The sequence below is a fragment of the Cellulomonas denverensis genome (assembly GCF_012396125.1).
In the GTDB taxonomy this organism is placed as follows: Bacteria; Actinomycetota; Actinomycetes; order Actinomycetales; family Cellulomonadaceae; genus Cellulomonas; species Cellulomonas denverensis.
In genome coordinates this window covers 402,012-420,292 of the sequence record NZ_JAAXOX010000001.1, presented here as the reverse complement: position 1 = coordinate 420,292, position 18,281 = coordinate 402,012, and the positions used below count along the sequence as shown (strand labels likewise).

13 protein-coding genes are annotated in these 18,281 nt (G+C 72.9%); 8 read left to right on the top strand and 5 right to left on the bottom strand.

Annotated elements, in window-relative coordinates; translation table 11 throughout:
* Positions 1-10 precede the first annotated feature (10 nt).
* From HGA03_RS01875 to HGA03_RS01850, 6 genes are all read left to right on the top strand, one after another.
* Positions 11-832, top strand: coding sequence for a class II aldolase/adducin family protein (locus HGA03_RS01875; protein ID WP_168628504.1), 822 nt, complete (start codon positions 11-13; stop codon positions 830-832).
* A 28-nt stretch (positions 833-860) separates the two neighbouring features.
* Positions 861-2,015 (top strand): beta-galactosidase BglB, encoded by a 1,155-nt coding sequence (gene bglB / locus HGA03_RS01870; protein WP_168628503.1) that lies wholly within the window; start codon positions 861-863, stop codon positions 2,013-2,015.
* 15 nt (positions 2,016-2,030) lie between these two features.
* Positions 2,031-2,846 carry a fumarylacetoacetate hydrolase family protein gene (locus HGA03_RS01865; protein ID WP_168628502.1) on the top strand — a complete coding sequence of 272 codons (816 nt, stop codon included), beginning with the start codon at positions 2,031-2,033 and terminating at the stop codon, positions 2,844-2,846.
* Positions 2,843-3,607: a 2-dehydro-3-deoxy-D-gluconate 5-dehydrogenase KduD gene (kduD, locus tag HGA03_RS01860; RefSeq protein WP_168628501.1), complete on the top strand. Its 765-nt coding sequence runs from the start codon at positions 2,843-2,845 to the stop codon at positions 3,605-3,607. The genes HGA03_RS01865 and kduD overlap by 4 nt, the downstream gene beginning before the upstream one ends.
* Positions 3,608-3,637: 30 nt before the next feature.
* A complete protein-coding gene (kduI, locus tag HGA03_RS01855) occupies positions 3,638-4,459 on the top strand; it encodes a 5-dehydro-4-deoxy-D-glucuronate isomerase (RefSeq protein WP_168628500.1) in 822 nt (273 codons plus the stop codon).
* Between the two features lie 205 nt (positions 4,460-4,664).
* Positions 4,665-5,195 carry a DUF2798 domain-containing protein gene (locus HGA03_RS01850; protein ID WP_203767716.1) on the top strand — a complete coding sequence of 177 codons (531 nt, stop codon included), beginning with the start codon at positions 4,665-4,667 and terminating at the stop codon, positions 5,193-5,195.
* 3 nt (positions 5,196-5,198) lie between these two features.
* Here the strand turns inward: HGA03_RS01850 and HGA03_RS01845 are convergent, their stop codons facing one another.
* From HGA03_RS01845 to HGA03_RS01835, 3 genes are all read right to left on the bottom strand, one after another.
* Positions 5,199-6,566: an alpha-amylase family glycosyl hydrolase gene (locus tag HGA03_RS01845; protein WP_239073742.1), complete on the bottom strand. Its 1,368-nt coding sequence runs from the start codon at positions 6,564-6,566 to the stop codon at positions 5,199-5,201.
* A gap of 185 nt (positions 6,567-6,751) precedes the next feature.
* On the bottom strand, positions 6,752-11,647 hold the full coding sequence (locus HGA03_RS01840) for an ExeM/NucH family extracellular endonuclease (RefSeq protein ID WP_239073743.1): 4,896 nt from the start codon (positions 11,645-11,647) through the stop codon (positions 6,752-6,754).
* Positions 11,648-12,115: 468 nt separating this feature from the next.
* Positions 12,116-13,264 (bottom strand): glycerol dehydrogenase, encoded by a 1,149-nt coding sequence (locus HGA03_RS01835; RefSeq protein ID WP_168628499.1) that lies wholly within the window; start codon positions 13,262-13,264, stop codon positions 12,116-12,118.
* Positions 13,265-13,389: 125 nt separating this feature from the next.
* On the opposite strand from HGA03_RS01835, the gene HGA03_RS01830 reads away from it, so the two are divergent.
* A complete protein-coding gene (locus HGA03_RS01830) occupies positions 13,390-14,394 on the top strand; it encodes a Gfo/Idh/MocA family protein (RefSeq protein ID WP_168628498.1) in 1,005 nt (334 codons plus the stop codon).
* 65 nt (positions 14,395-14,459) lie between these two features.
* Positions 14,460-15,638 (top strand): alanine racemase, encoded by a 1,179-nt coding sequence (locus HGA03_RS01825; protein WP_168628497.1) that lies wholly within the window; start codon positions 14,460-14,462, stop codon positions 15,636-15,638.
* A gap of 1 nt (position 15,639) precedes the next feature.
* Here HGA03_RS01825 and HGA03_RS01820 read toward each other — a convergent pair whose 3' ends face one another.
* Both HGA03_RS01820 and HGA03_RS01815 read right to left on the bottom strand, forming a co-directional pair.
* Positions 15,640-17,274: a beta-N-acetylhexosaminidase gene (locus HGA03_RS01820; protein ID WP_168628496.1), complete on the bottom strand. Its 1,635-nt coding sequence runs from the start codon at positions 17,272-17,274 to the stop codon at positions 15,640-15,642.
* 1 nt (position 17,275) lies between these two features.
* On the bottom strand, positions 17,276-18,091 hold the full coding sequence (locus HGA03_RS01815; RefSeq protein ID WP_168628495.1) for an IclR family transcriptional regulator: 816 nt from the start codon (positions 18,089-18,091) through the stop codon (positions 17,276-17,278).
* Between the last annotated feature and the right edge of the window lie 190 nt (positions 18,092-18,281).

Below are 18,281 nucleotides of genomic sequence, written 5' to 3'. Positions count from 1 at the left end.
GAAGATCACGATGTCCGACACCCCCCGTCCGTCCCTGGACGACCTGCTACGCGCCATGGGCGAGGCCGGCGCCCGGATCTGCGAGCTCGACGCCGCCGAGGCCGGCGCCGGGAACATCTCGGTCTACCTCGGCTGGGACGTCGACCCGGCGGAGCGGTTCCCGATCGCCGAGCAGATCACCCTGCCGCTCCCCGCCCCCGCGCTGGCCGGGCGGACGCTGCTGGCCACCGGCTCCGGTCGCCGGCTGCGCCAGATCGCCGCCGACCCGGAGGCCGCGGTCGGGGCGATCCGGGTACACGAGGGCGGCAGCACCGCGACCCTGTTCAGCTCGCCGCGGCGGCAGTTCGAGCGGCTGACCTCCGAGTTCAACTCCCACTTGGCGGTGCACCAGGACCAGGTCGCCCGGCGCGGGATCGGCTTCCAGGCCGTGGTGCACGCCCAGCCGCCGCACCTGACCTATCTGTCGCACATCCCGGCCTACCGGGACACCAAAGCGATGAACGCGGCGATCCTGCGCTGGGAGCCGGAGTCCATCGTCGCGGTGTCCCAGGGCATCGAGGTGCTCGATTTCATGATCCCCGGCTCGGACGGGATGCAGGCCGCCAATGTCGCGGGGCTGCGGGAGGCGGAGATCGTGCTGTGGTCGAAGCACGGCACCATGTCCCGCTCCGATGTGTCGGTGTTGCGGGCGGTGGACCGGATGGAGTACGCCGAGACCGGCGCGAAGTACGAGTACATGGACCTGGTCGCCGGCCGGGCTGCCGAGGGCCTGACCCGCGCGGAGATCTCCGGCGTCGCCCACGCATTCGACATCGACTCGCCGTGGGTATGACCGCTCACCGGACAGAATGGGGAAGGCCATGACGCGAACCCAGGACCAGCCGGTGTGGCCGGTCAAGCACAGCCCGTTGCTGCGGGCGCCGGAGCGGTTCATCGACCGCGCCGGGATCCAGGAGCTGGTCTGCCGGCTGACCGAGAACCTGGTGCACATCACCGATGAGACCGGCGAGTTCCTGCTCCGGCTGGATGACGGCCGGGTGATCGACACCAAGGGCTGGGCCGGCTGGGAGTGGACGCACGGCATCGGTCTGTACGGGATCTGGCAGTACTACGACCAGACCGCCGACCGCCGGATGCGCGACATCGTGGACGAGTGGTTCGCCGCCCGGTTGGCGGAGGGCACCACCAAGAACGTCAACACGATGGCGCCGTTCCTCACCCTGGCCAACCTGTACGAGAAGGAGCGCGACTGCACCTTCCTGCCCTGGCTGGACTCCTGGGCCGAGTGGGCGATGCGGGAGATGCCGCGCACGCCGCACGGCGGGATGCAGCACCTGACCCTGGCGGAGGAGAACCACCACCAGCTCTGGGACGACACCCTGATGATGACGGTGCTCCCGCTGACCAAGATCGGCCTGCTGCTGGACCGCCCGCAGTACGTCCGGGAGGCGACCTTCCAGTTCCTGACCCACGTGGCGTACCTGATGGACCGGGAGACCGGGCTGTGGTTCCACGGCTGGAGCTTCGACGGGAACCACAACTTCGCCCGGGCACGCTGGGCGCGGGGGAACTCCTGGCTGACCATGGTGATCCCGGACTTCCTGGAACTGGTCGACCTGCCCGCCGACGACCCGACCCGGCGGTTCCTGCTGGAGGTGCTGGACGCCCAGGTCGCGGCGCTGGCCCGGCTGCAGGACGAGTCGGGGCTCTGGCACACCCTGCTGGACGACCCGGAGTCCTACCTGGAGGCCTCGGCCACCGCCGGGATCGCGTACGGCGTGCTCAAGGCGGTGCGCAAGGGCTACCTGGACCCCGCCTACACCGACGTCGCCGAGCGGGCGGTGCGGGCGATCATCGCCAACATCTCCGGCGACGGCGAGCTGCAGCAGGTGTCCTTCGGCACCGGGATGGGCTCCGACCTGGACTTCTACCGGGCGATCCCGCGCACCTCGATGCCGTACGGCCAGGCGATGGCAATCCTGTGCCTGGCCGAGTACCTGCGGACCTACTACTGAGCGAAGGACGGACCGATGCGACTGGTGACGATCAGGACCGACCGGGGCGAGCGCCCGGGGGTGGTGCTGCGCGCGCCCGACGGGACCGACCGGGTGCTGGCCCTGGACCCGGGCGAGGACCGGGAGCGTGCGGTGGCCGCCACCGACCCCGCCACCCTGCCCGCGCTGGACTCGGTGCGCCTCGGCCCGCCGGTCCGGCCGGGCACGATCTGGTGCGTCGGTTACAACTACCGCGGCCACCTGGAGACCCCGGACCCGGAGTTCCCGAACATCTTCGTCAAGACCGCCAACGTGCTGGCCGGCCCCCAGGATCCGGTGGTGCTGTGGCCGGCGACCACCCAGGTCGACTACGAGGGCGAGATCGCCGTGGTGATCGGCCGCCGGGCGCACCGGGTGTCCGAGGCCGAGGCGCTGGACCACGTGGCCGGCTACACCCTGTTCAACGACGTCTCGGACCGGGACTGGCAGAGCCGGACCAACCAGTGGGCGCTGGGCAAGAGCATCGACGGCTTCGGGCCGCTGGGGCCCTGGCTGGTCACTCCGGACGAGTTCGGCGACCTGGCCGGGCGGTCGGTCGAGGTGGAGCGCAACGGGGAGGTCACCGTGCGGTCGTCCACCGACGCGATGGTCTTCGGCGTGGCGTTCCTCATCCACTACCTGTCGCAGGTGATCACCCTCGAACCCGGCGACGTCATCTCCACCGGCACCCCGGCCCGCTCCGACGCGGCGCAGGCCGTGCACACCCCGCTGGCCCCCGGGGACATGGTGACCGTCCGGGTCGCCGGGCTCGGGGCCCTGACCACCACCTTCATCTCCGAGGAGAACCGATGATTCTCGACAGCTTCCGACTGGACGGCAAGGTCGCCCTGGTGACCGGGTCCTCGCGCGGGCTGGGCCAGGGCGCGGCGCTCGCGCTCGCCGAGGCCGGTGCCGACGTGGCGCTGCTGGACCGGGCCCCGGCCACCGAGACCGCCGCGGCGATCGAGGCGCTGGGCCGGCGGGCCTCCACCCAGGAGCTGGACCTGATCGCGGCCACCCCCGAGCAGCTGGACCAGGCGATCGAGCAGGTGGTCGCCGCGCTGGGCCGGATCGACATCCTGGTGAACAACGCCGGGATCATCCGGCGGGCCCCGCTGCTGGAGCACCCGGCGCGGGACTGGGACGAGGTGCTGGCGATCAACCTGGACGCGGTCTTCCACCTGTCGCAGTCGGCCGCGCGGCGCTATGTCGCCCAGGGCGGCGGCAAGATCATCAACATCGCGTCGATGCTGTCCTTCCAGGGCGGTGTGCTGGTGCCGGGGTACGCGGCCTCCAAGCACGCGGTGGCCGGGATCACCAAGTCCTTCGCCAATGAGCTGGCCGCGCACGGCATCAACGTCAACGCGGTCGCGCCGGGCTACATGGCGACCGAGAACACCGCGCCGATCCGGGCCGATCAGGAGCGGTCGGCGTCGATCCTGGACCGGATCCCGGCCGGTCGCTGGGGCACCCCGGCGGACCTGCAGGGCACCTTCGTCTTCCTGGCCTCGGCTGCTTCGGACTATGTCAACGGCGCGATCGTCCCGGTCGACGGCGGCTGGCTGGTGCGCTGAACGACCCCCTCGACCCGAAAGGACCCACCCATGGACCAGCGTTACGCCACCAGCCCCGAGCAGATCCCCGGCGCGGACACCGCCCGGCTGCGCGACCGGTTCCTGATCGAGGAGCTGTTCGTCCCCGGCCAGGTCACGGCCACCTACACCCACCACGACCGGATCGTGCTCGGCGGCGCCACCCCCGCGGGCGGTGCCGCCCTGCCGCTGCCGACCTTCGACGAGCTGCGCGCCGAGTACTTCCTGGCCAACCGGGAGCTGGGCATCGTCAACGTCGGCGCCGCGGGCACGGTCACCGTGGACGGCACGGAGTACGCACTGCCGAACGGTGCCTGCCTCTACCTCGGCCGGGGCACCCGCGACGTGGTGTTCGCCGGCGACGGCGCGCAGTTCTACCTGTTCTCCGCCCCGGCGCACACCACGTACCCGAACCAGCTCGTGCTCAAGGGCGAGGGCACGGTCCGCGAGCTCGGCGACCAGCTCACCAGCAACCGGCGCTCGCTGAACCAGTACATCCACGCCGACGGCATCCGGTCCTGCCAGATCGTGATGGGCGTGACCGAGCTGCACCCGGGCTCGATGTGGAACACCATGCCGGCGCACACCCATGACCGGCGCACCGAGTGCTACCTGTACTTCGACCTGCCCGAGGAGGCTCGGATCATCCACCTGCTCGGCACTCCGGCCGAGACCCGGCACCTGGTGGTCGCCGACCGGCAGGCGATCATCTCCCCGTCCTGGTCGATCCACTCCGGCGTCGGCACCTCGGCCTACTCCTTCGTCTGGGCGATGGCGGGCGAGAACCAGTCCTTCGACGACATGGACCCGGCGCCGGTCACCGACCTGCGCTGACCCGGCCGCCCCGGCCCCGCCCCGCCACCGAGCACGCCCTCGGGTGGTGGTGGCGGGGCCGGTGGCTCCCCTGCTCGGGTACGCTGTCCCGGTTCTTCCCGGCGCGTACAAGTACCTGATCCAGCGCCCATTCCCGCGACCCCCGAGGTCGGGAGTGGGCGCTTTTTCGTGCGTCCGGGCACTGCTGATCGAGGAGTCCGTCGTCGTGAGCGACCACCATCTGTTCCACGCCCGCCTGCCGCGCAACCCCCGGGAGTTCGCCTTCTTCCTGCTGGTGATCTCGCTGATCTCCGTCAACGTGATCCCGGTGCTGATCTCCGGGCTCACCGCCGGGTTCAGCTGGCACACCTGGGGCGGCGTGCTCCGGGTGCAGCCGGTGCTGTGGGTGACCGTGGTGGCCGCGGTGCTGGCGACCCGCAAGCCCGCGCAACTGCTGGCGGCCCGGATGGTGCGGCCCGGCGACTCGTTCCGGGCGCACGTGCTGGCCGACACGCTCTGCTCGGTGTTCCTGATGTCGCTGGTGCTCACCGTGGCCGGGACCTGGATCGGCACCTGGTCGATCAGCACCGAGCCGCTGACCGGGTTCGCCCACCTGTGGCCGCGCAACTTCGCGATCGCGCTGGTGGTGGAGGCGCTGCTGGCCCAGCCGGTCGCCCGGGAGCTGATGCACCGCTACCACCGGTGGGCGGACGCCCGGGCGCAGCGGGTGCAGGTCCGGGTCTGGGCCGCGGGCTGAGGGTCAGCCGGGCAGCGCGATCAGCCAGCCACGTCCGGGCACCACGGCCCGGCCGTCCCGCCAGTCGACCGCGGCCGGGTCGCCGTGCCCGGGCCGGTCACCGGGGGCGGACACCGCCAGCACCTCGGTCAGCGGAGCCTCGACCGGTGCCGGGTCGCCCAGGTTCAGCGCCACCACCAGGGCCTCGCCGCCGCGGCCGTGCTGGCGCAGGACCAGCAGGTCGCCGGTCACGCTCAGCACCTCGGACCGGGCGTCGGCCAGCCAGGGATGCCGCTGCCGCAGCCCGAACAGTGCCTGGTGCAGGCGGCGCAGCTCGGCGCCGCCGGGTGCCAGGCCGTCCGCCGGGATCGCGTCCGGGGTGGCCGGGTACTCCGGCCGGATCGCGTCGTCGCCGCCGGCCCGGTCCTCCTTGAGACCGGGCAGCGCCTGCTCGTCGCCGTAGTACACCGCCGGGGTGCCGGACAGGGTGGCCAGCAGGACCAGGGCATGCCCGGCGGTGCGCGCGTCCCCGACCTGGGTGACGATCCGGGTCACGTCGTGGTTGCCGATGAACGTCCACGGCCGGAAGCTCGCGGCGAACTCGTCGTGCCGGCCCAGCGTCCAGACCAGCTCGTGCCAGTTGCGGTCGACGATCGAGCTCCAGACCGCCTTCCACAGTTCGTACTGGGTGACCGCGTCGATCCCGGACTCGCGCACGAAGCCCACGTAGTCGCCGTGGATCACCTCACCGAGCAGGTACGCCTCCGGGTGCCGGGCACGCACCCGCTCGGTCACCCGGGACCAGAACGAGGTCGGCACGGCGTAGGCCGCATCCAGCCGCCAGCCGTCCGCTCCGGCGTCCAGCCAGTGCGTCATCACGTCGGCGACCCAGTCGACCACCCGGTCGCTGTCGTGGTTGAGGGTGACCAGGTGCCGGTGGCCCTCGAAGCAGTCCCAGACCGGCTCGGCCCCGGACCAGTCGATCCGGAACAGCTCGTTGTCCGGGTGCTCCGGCCCGCCCGCCAGCACTGCCTGGAACGCCGGGTGCTGCTCGCCGACGTGGTTGAAGACGCCGTCCAGCAGCACCCGGATCCCGCGGTCGTGGGCGGCGGCGACCAGCTGATCGAAGTCGCCCCGGTCACCGAGCCGAGGGTCGATCCGCAGATGGTCGGTGGTGTCGTAGCCGTGGCTGGTAGAGGCGAACACCGGGCCCAGGGCCAGGCCGTTCAGCCCGGTGCCGGCCAGGTAGTCCAGCCATGCGGTGATCCGGGGCAGCCGGTGCTCGACGGTGGGGGCGGGGGCGGGGGCGGATGCGGATGCGGCGCCGGTGAACCCCAGCGGGTACACCTGCCACCAGAGGGCGTCGGCGGGCCGGACCAGTTCGGTGTTCACCTTCCTCACCGTAGGCCCGGGCGCCGACAGTGCACGAATGCAGGTCTCCCGGCCCGTGAGGCGTGCATTCGTGCACTCTCGGCGCGGGCGCGGGCGCGGGCAGGGCGCGAGTGCGGCGCGGGGGCGGGCGCGCGACGGGGGCAGGCCGGCACGTGGCCGACCTGCCCCCGGGGTGACGCTCTGGGTCAGACCCGGTGCCGCTTGCGGTAGGCGACGACACCGACGCCGGAACCGACCGCGACCAGCGCGACCAGCAGCGGCAGCAGCAGCCCGAGGCCGGTCAGGGCCAGCGGGCCGCCCGGGGTCACGGTGGTCGCTCCGCCACCCGCACCGCCGCCCGCACCGCCGCCGGACCCGGGACCGCCGCCCGCACCCGGAGCCGCGGTGACGGTCAGCGCCGCGGACACGTCGATGCCGCCACCGACCACCTGGACGGTGTGCGCCCCGGCGGCCGTGGTCGCCGGGATGGTCGCCGTGACCGAGCCGGCACCCGTGCCGTCGAACGCGAGCGTGCCGAGCTGCACCGGGGTGGAGTGCAGGATCACCTCGGCGGACCCGTTCGCCGGCGCGCCGGTCACCGTGAGGGTGATCGGGTCGCCCGCCTGCACGGTCCCGGCGCTCAGCGTGAGCACCGGTCCCTGCGGGGCGGCCGGCGTGATGGTGACCGGGATCTGGACCGTGGTGCCGGACGGGTCGGCGGCCAGCGTGAGCAGCTGGTCACCGGCCAGGTCGGCGGGCACGGCCAGGGTCAGGGCGGCGGAGGAGTCCACCAGCGGCGCCCGCCCGACCTCCCGGCCGCCGATCGTCGCCACCACCTCGGTGTTCTGCGGGGCACCCAGGCTGGGCACGTCGACCCGGGACACCGTGACCCCGGCGCTCTGGCCGGCGGTCAGGGTGCTCGGCAGCCCGGCCACCTGGACCCCGGCCCGGGCGTAGGTCGGCGACACCGGCGACTGTTCGGTCAGGTAGTTCATCCAGCCCTCGTAGTCGAGCAGGCCGGTGTTGACCGTGCGGACCGCGTCGTTGAACACCCGGAAGTTGTCGCCACCGGCGGCCAGGAAGGAGAACGTCCCCACCGTGTACTCCGCCGCCGGGTCGATCGGCACGCCGTCGATCGACACCGAACCGATCACCCCGATGGTGGCGGTGTCCGGCGCGGCCGGGTCCGGGATCTCCTGGTAGGTGTAGCTCAGGTTGTCCGAGAAGCCGAGCTGCAGGTACGACCGGGACGGCACCGCACCGCCCTCGTCCCGCTGCCACTGCTGCTCCAGCAGGGTGACGATCTGCTCGCCGGTCAGGACCGCGATGGACAGCTCGTTGTTGAACGGCAGCACCGCGCGGGCGTCGGCGACGGTGATGTCGCCGTCCGTGCCGTACAGCAGCTCGGCTCGCAGGCCACCGGGGTTGACCACCCCGATGTCCGGCGCGTCCGGCAGGTCGGACAGGGTGTCACGCAGCGCGTTGCCGACCAGAGTGGCCAGCGACGACGCCTCCGCCCGGTCGTCCCGGGTGCCACCGGTCCACACGCCGTTGACGTAGGAACCCTGGGCGTGGGCGGTGGTGATGTCGTCGGTGACCGAGCCGATCACCACGCTGCCCTCCTGGTCCGCCCGGTCCAGGGCGTCGGCCACGATGTCCGCGACCTGGGCGACCCGGGGGTAGGTGTCGATCAGGTCCTGGTCGGGCACCGTGGTCCGGGTGACGTTCCGGGCCTGGTAGGCCAGCACGTCGCCAGTCCAGGAGTCGATGGTCAGCTCGACCTGGGCGATCCGCTCACCGTAGGAGCCGGTCTGCACGATCGGCCGGGTGGACCCGTCCGTCGCCCCGGGCACCGGCGCGTCCCACACGTACTCCTTGTGGGTGTGCCCGGTCAGCAGGACGTCGACCTCCGGGGAGGTGGACTGCACGATCTGCGCGAAGGTGCCGCCGGCGGCGATCTCCTGCTCCAGGGTGGCACCGTCCGGCGTCCCGGCCCCGGCGCCCTCGTGGTACGCCGCGATCAGCACGTCGGCCTCGCCGTTGGCCGGGTTCCCGTCCGTGAGCTGGGCCGCGACCCGGTTCACCGCCTCGACCGGGTCGCCGAACTCCAGGTCGGACACCCCGGCCGGGGAGACCAGGGTCGGGGTCTCCTGGGTCACCGCGCCGATCACCGCGACGGACAGCCCGTCGTAGTCGAACAGCTCGTACTCCGGCAGTGCCGGGGTGGTGGTGCCGGCCAGGTAGACGTTCGCGCCCAGGTACGGGGCGTCCATCGCACTGGTCACCCGGCCGGACAGGTCGCCCCAGCCGCGGTCGAACTCGTGGTTGCCCACCGTGGCGGCCTGCAGCTCCAGGGTGTTCAGCACGTCGATGGTCGGCTGGTCGGCCGCCAGCGAGGAGGCGAACAGCGAGGCACCGATGTTGTCCCCGGCGGAGACGAACAGGGTGTTGTCCTCACCCGCGTCGGCCCGGAGCTGTTCGACCGTCCCGGCGAAGGCGACGGTGTTCTCGTCGATCCGGCCGTGGAAGTCGTTGATCCCCAGGATGTTCAGCTCCTGGGTGCCGCTGCGGGCCTCGGCGGTCACCCCGACGATCACCGGGTCGTGGTCCGAGGACCGGTAGGCGTCCGCCGTGTAGAACTCACCGGCGGTGGCGTGGTACCGGCTGTACTCCAGTGCGATCGACTCCGGGGAGTTGATCCCCCACACGTCCGAGCCGGTGACCCGGGCCCGGGCGGTGGTGTTGGCCAGCACGTGGTCCAGCGAGCCGCTCAGCCCGTCGTAGGAGTAGGAGTAGCCGCTCCGGTTGAGGTCGGTGTACCCGGCGTCGGCCAGCGCGAGGATCGGGTCCTCCTGGGAGTAGGCGTTGAAGTCGCCGAGCAGGAAGACGTCGTTGACGGTGGTCCCGGACTCGGACGCCACCGCCGGCAACGCGGTGTCCTCGACCCAGGTGGCCAGCGCGGTGGCCTGCCGGGTGCGCAGCGCGTTCCAGGCGCCCTGGCCCTGATCGGTCTCCGCGCCGGAGGCGGACCCGGCGGACTTCGACTTGAAGTGGTTCACCGCGACGAAGAACGGCTCACCGCCATCGACCGGGGCGAAGGCCTGGCCGATCGGCTCCCGTGCGCTGGCGAAGGCGCCGGACCCGGAGCTCTGGTCACCCAGCGCCCGGGCGGTGCCGACCAGGTCCACCGCCGAGGTGCGATAGATCAGTGCGCTGGTGATCACGTCCTGGTCGCCCACCGGCGGCAGGTCGGTGGAGGACGGCACGTAGGCCCAGGTGTTCGCGCCCTCGACGGCGTTCAGCGCGGCGACCAGGGTGGCGGTCGCCTCGTCCGGGGTCTCGCCCAGCGCGGCGGAGTTCTCGATCTCCAGCAGGCCGATCACGTCGGCGTCCATGCCGGTGATCGCCGCGACGATCTTGTCCTGCTGCCGGGCCAGGTTCGCCGCGTCGTAGGCGCCGCGGGGCCCGTTGCCGGAGCAGGTGTTGACCGTGGTCGGCAGGCCGTCCCGGTCCGTGTAGTACGAACACCCGCCCGGCCAGGAGTCGCCGGTGGTGGTGAAGTAGTTCAGCACGTTGAACGAGGCCACGGTCAGGTCGGCATTGCCGATTGCCGCGGCATCCGGAGCAGGCGTGCGGGAGTTCTCGATTGTGACCGGGACGGTGGCGCCGTTGCTCAGGTCGCCGGTCGGGTTCAGCTTCCAGGTGTCGTTGCGGTAGTCCAGGATCACCGGCTCGGTGAAACTGACCGCCGCGCCCACCCGCACGCCGCCGTCCGCGGTGAGGTACGGCGGGACGACGGACAGGTTCGCGGCGCTGGTGAAGTTCCGGCTGGAGCCGTCGTCCAGCACCACACCGCGGGCGGCGTTGTCGGCGGCGATCGCGTCGTGCGCCGCACTGCCGGACGGGGCTGCGTCGGTGGGCTGGATCAGCGGGGACGTCCCGGTGGCCAGACCGACCTCGCCGTACTGGTGCGTGGTGTAGGTGTTGGTCACGGTGAAGTCGCCGGTCGGCAGGATCAGCATCGACTCCATCGCCTCACGGGCGGCGTCGGTGCTCGGCCACGGGCAGGCGGCGGGCTCCACGGTCTCAGAGGCCGGGTCGGCCGGGGCGGTGGAGACCGTGTCCGCGGTGATCTGGGTCAGGCCGTAGTACTCGGAGACGGTGCCGACGACCTCCGCCCATGCGCCCAGCATCGTGGCGCCCAGGGGCGAGCCGTAGACGAAGATCGCGTCCGAGGCGCCCTCGGTCCGGCAGGTGCCGGTGTCCGGGGTCTGGATCACGAAGCCGTTCAGGCCGCCGGTGTCGTACACGGCGGTCACGATGCCGCTGGTCTGCACCGACTGGCCGACCAGCGGGCTGGCGTCCCCGGTGCCCTGGATCTCGGCGATGGTGCGCGGGGTGGCCGGGCCGGGCGGCTCGGGCGGTTCGACGCCGGTGCCGCTGGAGTTCTCCGGGGTCGGCGTGCCGGCGACGAAGTCCGCAGCATTGTCGGCGGTGTTGCCGACCCGCCCGGCGGAGGTGGTGTTGCTCAGCTGTGGGGCCGGCCCGCTGCCGGCGTAGTCGGTCGCGGTGCCGTAGCCGACCAGGTCGATCACGGCCGGGTCGGCGGTGCAGGCCGCGCCGCAGCCCAGGGCGGTGGTGCCCTGGACCAGGGCGACCTTGCCGTTGGTGCCGGACAGGTTGATCGAGCCGGTGGCGTCCGGGGTGGGCAGCGCGGTGCCGACGTTGCCGCCGCTCGCGCCCTGCACCAGGTACGTGCCGCCGGCCGGGATGCTGCCGGTCAGCGGGGTCAGGTTGTTCCAGGTGGTGCCGGCGGCGGAGGCGTACTGCACCGACCAGCCGTCCAGGGTGACCGCGGTGTCGCCGGGGTTGGTCAGCTCGATGAAGTCGTGGGTGTGGGCGGCGCCGCTGTTGCCGCCGCCGCCGTAGACCTCATTGATCAGGACGGGGGCGTCGGTGCTCACGGCCGCGGTGGCAGGGGAGGCGACCAGTCCGGCGGCGATCATCGTCCCGCCGGTGAGGGCGGCGGCGAACCGGCGGGCGGTCCGGCGCCGTGGGGAGGGGAGGGGTGTCGAGGACAGCACTGTCACGAGTCCTTTCATCTGGGGACTCGTGGAGGCTATTGACCGCCTTTTTCCGGCAAATCGCCAAAACAGCGTCGGGTGGGAGCCGTGTGCACCCTGTGGACACCCGGTGGACGGTCGATCCGGTGGGAATCGGGACAAACAGCCACACCTGCGGCGGAAACGTCACCGAATCGTCATCATGGCTCTCTTGACTGACAAATGACCGGATCGGGACATCACGCCATTTCCGGGCAGGCGACCCGGCGCGCACCCCGCGAGGTCGGCACTCCCGCGCCGAGTGCGGGAGCGCGGTCGCCGCACTCGGTGCCGATGTGCCGAACTCGGCGTCGGGGCCCGGGCAGGACGCAGGCCCCCGGCCGGAGGGGAGGGACGCCGGGGGCCTGCGGGTCGGTGGGACCAGAGCGGTGGGACCGGAGCGGTCGAACCAGAGCGGACGGACCGGAGCGGTCGGACCGGAGCGGTGGGGCTCAGAGCGGGTGGGGCTCAGTGCGCGCGGTGCGGCACCGGCTCCGGCAGCCCGGCGTCGGCGCGGACCTGGCGGGCGAAGCCTTCGATCGAGCGCAGCGCGTCCACCAGCTCCGGCACCCGCACCGTGAACGGCATCGCGTGGATGGTCTCGCCCTCGGCGGTGGCCGCCTCGGCGACCCGGGTCAGGTCGTCCACGTCGTCGGTGGTCAGGCCGATCTCGGTCAGCGTGTTCGGCAGGCCGACCCGGGTGGTGAACTCGATGAAGTCCCGCACCTCCTGGGTCGGGGCGCCCTCCAGCACCAGCTGGGTGACCGACCCGATGTTCACCTTCTGCCCGTGGGTCAGGCCGTGGGTCTGCGGGGCGGCGGTCAGCCCGTTGTGGATCGCGTGCGCCGCGGCCAGACCACCGGACTCGAAGCCCAGCCCGGACAGCAGGGTGTTCGCCTCGATCACCTTCTCCACCGCCGGGGTGACCAGGTGCTCGCGCACCGCGGCGATCGCCGGCAGCGCGTTCTCCCACAGCGCGTCCCAGGACAGCCGCGCCAGGGCGGTACCGGTCATCGTCGGCAGCCCACCGGCCATCGTGGTGGCATCGGTCGTCGCCACCGCACGGGCCTCGATCCAGGTCGCCAGCGCGTCGCCGACCCCGGCCACCAGGAACTTCACCGGGGCATTGGCGACCAGCTGGCTGTCCACCAGCACCAGGTCCGGGTTGTGCGGGAAGAACCGGTACTCCTCGAACGCCCCCTCCTCGGAGTAGATCACCGACAGCGCCGAGCAGGGCGCATCGGTGGAGGCGACCGTCGGCACCGACACCCAGCGGATCCCGGCCAGGTGTCCGGCCGCCTTCACCGCGTCGATCACCGACCCCCCACCGACGCCCACCACCACGTCGGCACCGACCTCGGCGATCCGGGCGGCGATCGTCTCGACGGCCTTCGCGGTGGCGTACACCCCGAACCCGTCCCGGGTCAGCGGCAGGTCCGCGTCGGCGAAGGAGGCCGTGACCTGGTCGCCGACCAGACCCCACACCACGTCGTCGGCCACCACCAGGGGCTTGCTGCCGATGGGCTTGGTCAGTTCGCCCAGCCGGGACAGGGCGCCGCGGCCCTGGGCGTAGCGGCCGGGGGAGATGACGGTACGGATCGGGTGGCTCGTGGACACGGGTGGCCTCCTTCGATGGCGCCGGCAGCGCTCCCCACTCGTTCCGCGGGGATCGTTCACCGCCGACACCCCCACCCTAAGGAGGAGTGGGCGTCGGTGCCGTCCGGCCGCACTACTGTCGTGCCATGACGCTGATCGCAGAGCCGCGCACCGCGCCCGCCCTCCGCTGGGGGATCCTCGGGGCCGGGAACATCGCCGGCAGTTTCACCGACGCCCTGCACGCCGAGACCGCCTCCCGCGCGGTGGCCGTCGGCTCGCGCAACCCGGAGCGTGGTGCCCGGTGGGCCGCCCAGCACGGGGTAGAGACCGTGCACGACAGCTACGAGGCGCTGGTGGGCGACCCGCAGGTCGACGTGGTCTACGTGGCCACCCCGCACTCCGAGCACCGCGAGCACGCCCTGCTGGCCATCGCGGCCGGTAAGCACGTGCTGGTGGAGAAGGCCTTCACCCGGAACGTCGCCGAGGCCCGCGAGGTGCTGGACGCCGCCCAGGCCGCCGGGGTGTTCGTGATGGAGGCGATGTGGACCCGGTTCCTGCCGCACGTCCAGGCGCTGCACCAGGTGATCGACTCCGGGGAGATCGGTGAGGTGGTCGCGCTGTTCGCCGACCACGGCCAGGCGTTCCCGCTGGACCCGAGCAGCCGGCTGTTCGCCCCGGAGCTGGCCGGTGGCGCGCTGCTCGACCTGGGCGTCTACCCGGTCAGCTTCGCGCACGACCTGCTGGGCGTGCCGCGCTCGGTGACCGCGGTCGGCCAGCTGACCAGCACCGGCGTCGACGGGCAGATCGGCATGGTGCTCGACTACGGCGAGCGCACCCAGGCCACCCTGTCCACCACCCTGTGGGCGCGCACCCCGACCACCGCGGCGATCACCGGCACCGACGGCGCGATCACCGTCGAGGGCGCGTTCTACGCCCCGTCCTCGTTCAGCGTGCACCGCCGGGACGGCCGGGTCTGGACCTTCGAGCGGCCGACCCCGCGCGGCCTGCAGTTCGAGGCCGCCGAGGTGGCCCGCCGGATCGCCGAGGGCGCCACCGAGAGCCCGCGGATGACCTGGCAGCAGACCCTGGACGTGCTGGCCACCATGGACGCCGTCCGCGAGCAGATCGGCGTGCGCTACCCCGGCGAGTGAGTGCCCCGCACGTCCCCGGCCGCCGGACCGGTGCTGCACCGGCCCGGCGGTCCTAGGGTCGGCGCATGGAGACGATCGGCCCCTGGACCAAGGGTTTCTGGCAGACCGACCCGGTGCCGGCCGCGCAGTGGCTGGCCGGTGACCACCACCTGTTCGACGGCTCGCTGAGCTGGCCGGTGCTCACCGTGGACGGCGCTGCGGTCGACCACAATGTCGCCACGATGGCCGCCTTCGCCGCCGGACACGGGCTGCGGCTGGCCCCGCACGGCAAGACGTCGATGGCACCGGCGCTGTTCCGGCGGCAGCTGGCCGCGGGTGCCTGGGGGATCACCCTGGCCACCGCCAACCAGGCGCTGGCCGCCCACGCCGCCGGGATCGCGCCGATCCTGATCGCGAACGAGGTGCTGGACCCCTCGGCGCTGCGCTGGATCGCCGCGGTCGCCCCGGATGTCACGCTGCAGGTCGACTCGGCGGCCGGGATCGCGGCGCTCGCGGCGGTGGCCGATCCCGAGCACCCGGTGCCGGTGCTGGTCGAACTCGGTCACCCGGAGGGCCGGACCGGGGCCCGCGACCTGCCCGCGCTGCTCGACCTGGCCCGGCGGGTGCACGACACGCCGGGGCTGCGGCTGGCCGGGGTGACCGCCTACGAGGGCGGACTGCCGGGCGCGCCGCAGGTCCGCGAGTTCCTCGGCCTGCTGCGCGAGGCCGGTGCCGCGGTCGCCGAGCTGACCGGCGGGGAGGTGATCGTCTCGGCCGGCGGGTCGGCGTGGTTCGACCTGGTCGCCGAGGTGCTGGGCGGGATGCCGGGCGCCACCGTGCTGCTGCGCAGCGGGTCGACGATCACCCACGACCACGGCATCTACGCCCAACGCACCCCGTTCACCCGGATCGCGGGTGAGCTGCGGCCGGCCCTGCGGGTCTGGGCCCAGGTGACCTCCCGGCCGGAGCCCGGCCTGGCGATCCTGGGTGCCGGCAAGCGCGATCTGCCCTACGACGAGGGCCTGCCGCTGCCGCTGCGGGTGCACCGGGACGGTGTCGCCGCCGAGCTGACCGGCTGGACCCTGACCCGCACCAACGACCAGCACGCCTACCTGGAGGCCGGTCCCGGGGCGACCGCGCTGGCGGTGGGCGACGTGGTCGAACTCGGGCTGTCCCACCCGTGCACCAGCTTCGACAAGTGGCGGGTCGTGCCGGTGCTGGACGGCGATCAGCGGGTGACCGAGCTGCTGTTCACCCTGTTCTGACTCAGCCCGCGCCGTCCTCGGCGTGCACCAGCCGGCCCAGCTCGTCGAAGCGCAACGGCCAGCCGGGCACCCCGGGACGGCGCTGCCACGGGTGCGGTCCGTCCAGCGGGCGGTACTCCACCCCGGCCGCGTCCAGCCGGGACAGGTGCGACTCCCGCAGCCGGCGGTGGAAGCCGGGCCAGTCCCGGGCCTCCCGCGGCGACCAGACCACCTCGGCGAAGGCGGCCAGCCGGGGGAAGGCGGCGTAGTCCATCCGGCGCGGGGAGTCCAGCTGCTCGCTCCACAGCTGCGCCTGGGCGCCCAGCACCCGGCCGGCACCCGGCTCGGAGGCGGCCTCCGCCACCTGGTCGGTCACCGGCTCGAACCGGTACACGTCCTCCAGGGTGTGCACGGTGCCCACCGGAACCGGTTCGTCCAGCCCCGGGGCCGCGCGGTGGTCCAGGTAGACCTCGTGCTCGGGGCAGACCACCACGTCGTGCCCGTCCCGCAGTGCGTCGATGCCGCCGCGGTAGCCGCGCCAGGAGTTGATCGCCACATCCACCGGCAGCCGGGAGCCGCCCACCTCGTCCCAGGCGGTGGCCCGGCGGCCACGGCTGCGCAGGTGGTCGGCGAGCTCGCCGATGAACCAGGGCAGCAGCTCCTCCACCCCGGTCATGCCCAGCTCGTCCGCCCGGCGCACGCTGTCCGGGTCCTCGGTCCACTCGTCCACCGGCACCTCGTCGCCGCCCAGGCAGATCAGCGGGGAGTCGAACATGTCCAGGATCTCGTCCAGCACGGTGCGGTAGAAGTCCAGCACCCGGTCCGAGGTGCCCAGCACGTGCGGGTTCAGGCCCCACCGGGTCCACACCGGCCAGGACGCCGCCTGCTCCGGCAGCGCTGCCAGCTCCGGGTAGGCCGCCATCGCCGCCTGGGAGTGCCCGGGCATGTCGATCTCCGGCACCACCGTCACGCCCCGGGTCCGGGCGAAGGCCACGATCTCCCGCAGGTCGTCCTGGGTGTAGAACCCGCCGTGCGGGGTGCCGTCGTACAACGAGGACCGCGAGGAGCCGAGCTGCGACTCGGTGCGCCAGCCGCCGACCTCGGTCAGCCGCGGGTAGGCCCGGATCTGGATCCGCCAGCCCTGATCGTCGGTCAGGTGCAGGTGCAGCACGTTGAGCTTGTGCGCGGCGATCAGCTCGATGAACCGCAGCACCCCGTCCTTGGGCATGAAGTGCCGGGCGACGTCCAGCAGCACCCCGCGGTGGCCGAACCGCGGGCCGTCGTCGACCTCCACCCCGGGCAGCTCGACCGGGTCGTCCGTCACCGGCACCGCCCGGAACGCCCGGGGACCGATCAGCTGCTGCACCGTGCGCAGGGCGTGCCGGGCCCCGTCGGCGCCGTTCGACTCGATCGTCAGGCCGCTGTCGATCCGCAGCCGGTAGTGCTCGGCGGGCAACTCCGGGTCGTGCCGCAGGATCACCCCGCCATCGCCCGGGACCACCTCCCGGCCGAGCCGGATCGCGAACAGGTCGGTAAGCAGCGGCAGCGCGCCGGCCAGTTCCGAATCGGCGGCCACGGCGACCCGGGGCGGCACCGTCCAGCCGCGGCCGGTCGTCCGCAGTGCGGCGGGTGCGGGGACGAGGTCGGGTGCGGTCATGTCAGGCCTCCCGGGAGGTGGGGCGGGGCGGGCGGGACCAGCCCATGGCGGCGGACAGCGAGCGGGCCAGCTCGGCGGTGGCACGGGCGTTCTCCCGCAACACCACCGGCGGCATCCGGTGGTGGTCCAGGGCGACGCCGACGGCCGCCACCACCATCCCGGTGTGGCTGAGCACCGGGGCGGCGACCGCGCGCAGGTGCGGGTCGTGCTCCCGGTCGTCCAGGGCGAAGCCGCGCTGCCGGGTGCGGTCCAGCTCGCCGCGCAGCTCGGTGGGGTCGGTGATGGTGCGCGGGGTCAGCGGTTGCAGGCCGGTGGCGATCGCCCGGTCGATCCAGGCCGCCGGGGCCACCGACAGCACGGCCTTGCCCCAGGCGGTGCAGTAGCTCGGCACCAGGGAGCCGGTGGCCAGTGAGCCCCGGCCGCGCCCGGTGGTCAGCTGCACCCGGATCCGGTCCTGCTCCGGGACACCCAGCACGCAGATACCGCCGGTGCGCTCGGCCAGCCGGCGCAGCTCCGGTTCGGCCAGGGCGGGCAGATCCAGCGAGCCGAGGTAGGCCTGGCCCAGTCGCAGCGCACCGGGTCCGAGCCGGTAGCGGCCGGCCGCGTCCCGGACCAGCAGGCCCTCGTCGATCAGCGGGGCCAGTAGCCGGGCGGCGGTGGATCGGTGCACCCCGATCGCGTCGGCCAGCTCCAGCACCGGCACGCCGCGTCCGGCGTCGGCGTGGGCGCGCACGTGGTCCAGCAGGTGCAGGCAGCGCCGGACCGAGAGGGACTCGTTGCGCCCGGAGAGCTCGGGTGCGGGGGGCGACGGTGCCACGGGGCGCTCCTCAGGGGTGGGGATGACCCTGACGCTAGCAACCGGGACGGGTCGGGTGGGCGGTCCGGTCGTGGAATGCGCGCACGATGCGCCCGCGAATCGGGTTCGTCCTCGCGAAAGGCACCCGTGCGCTCTCAGAACGTGTGCAGTGCACAACACCGTAACTGTCCGTCCCGCTCGTTACCCTGGG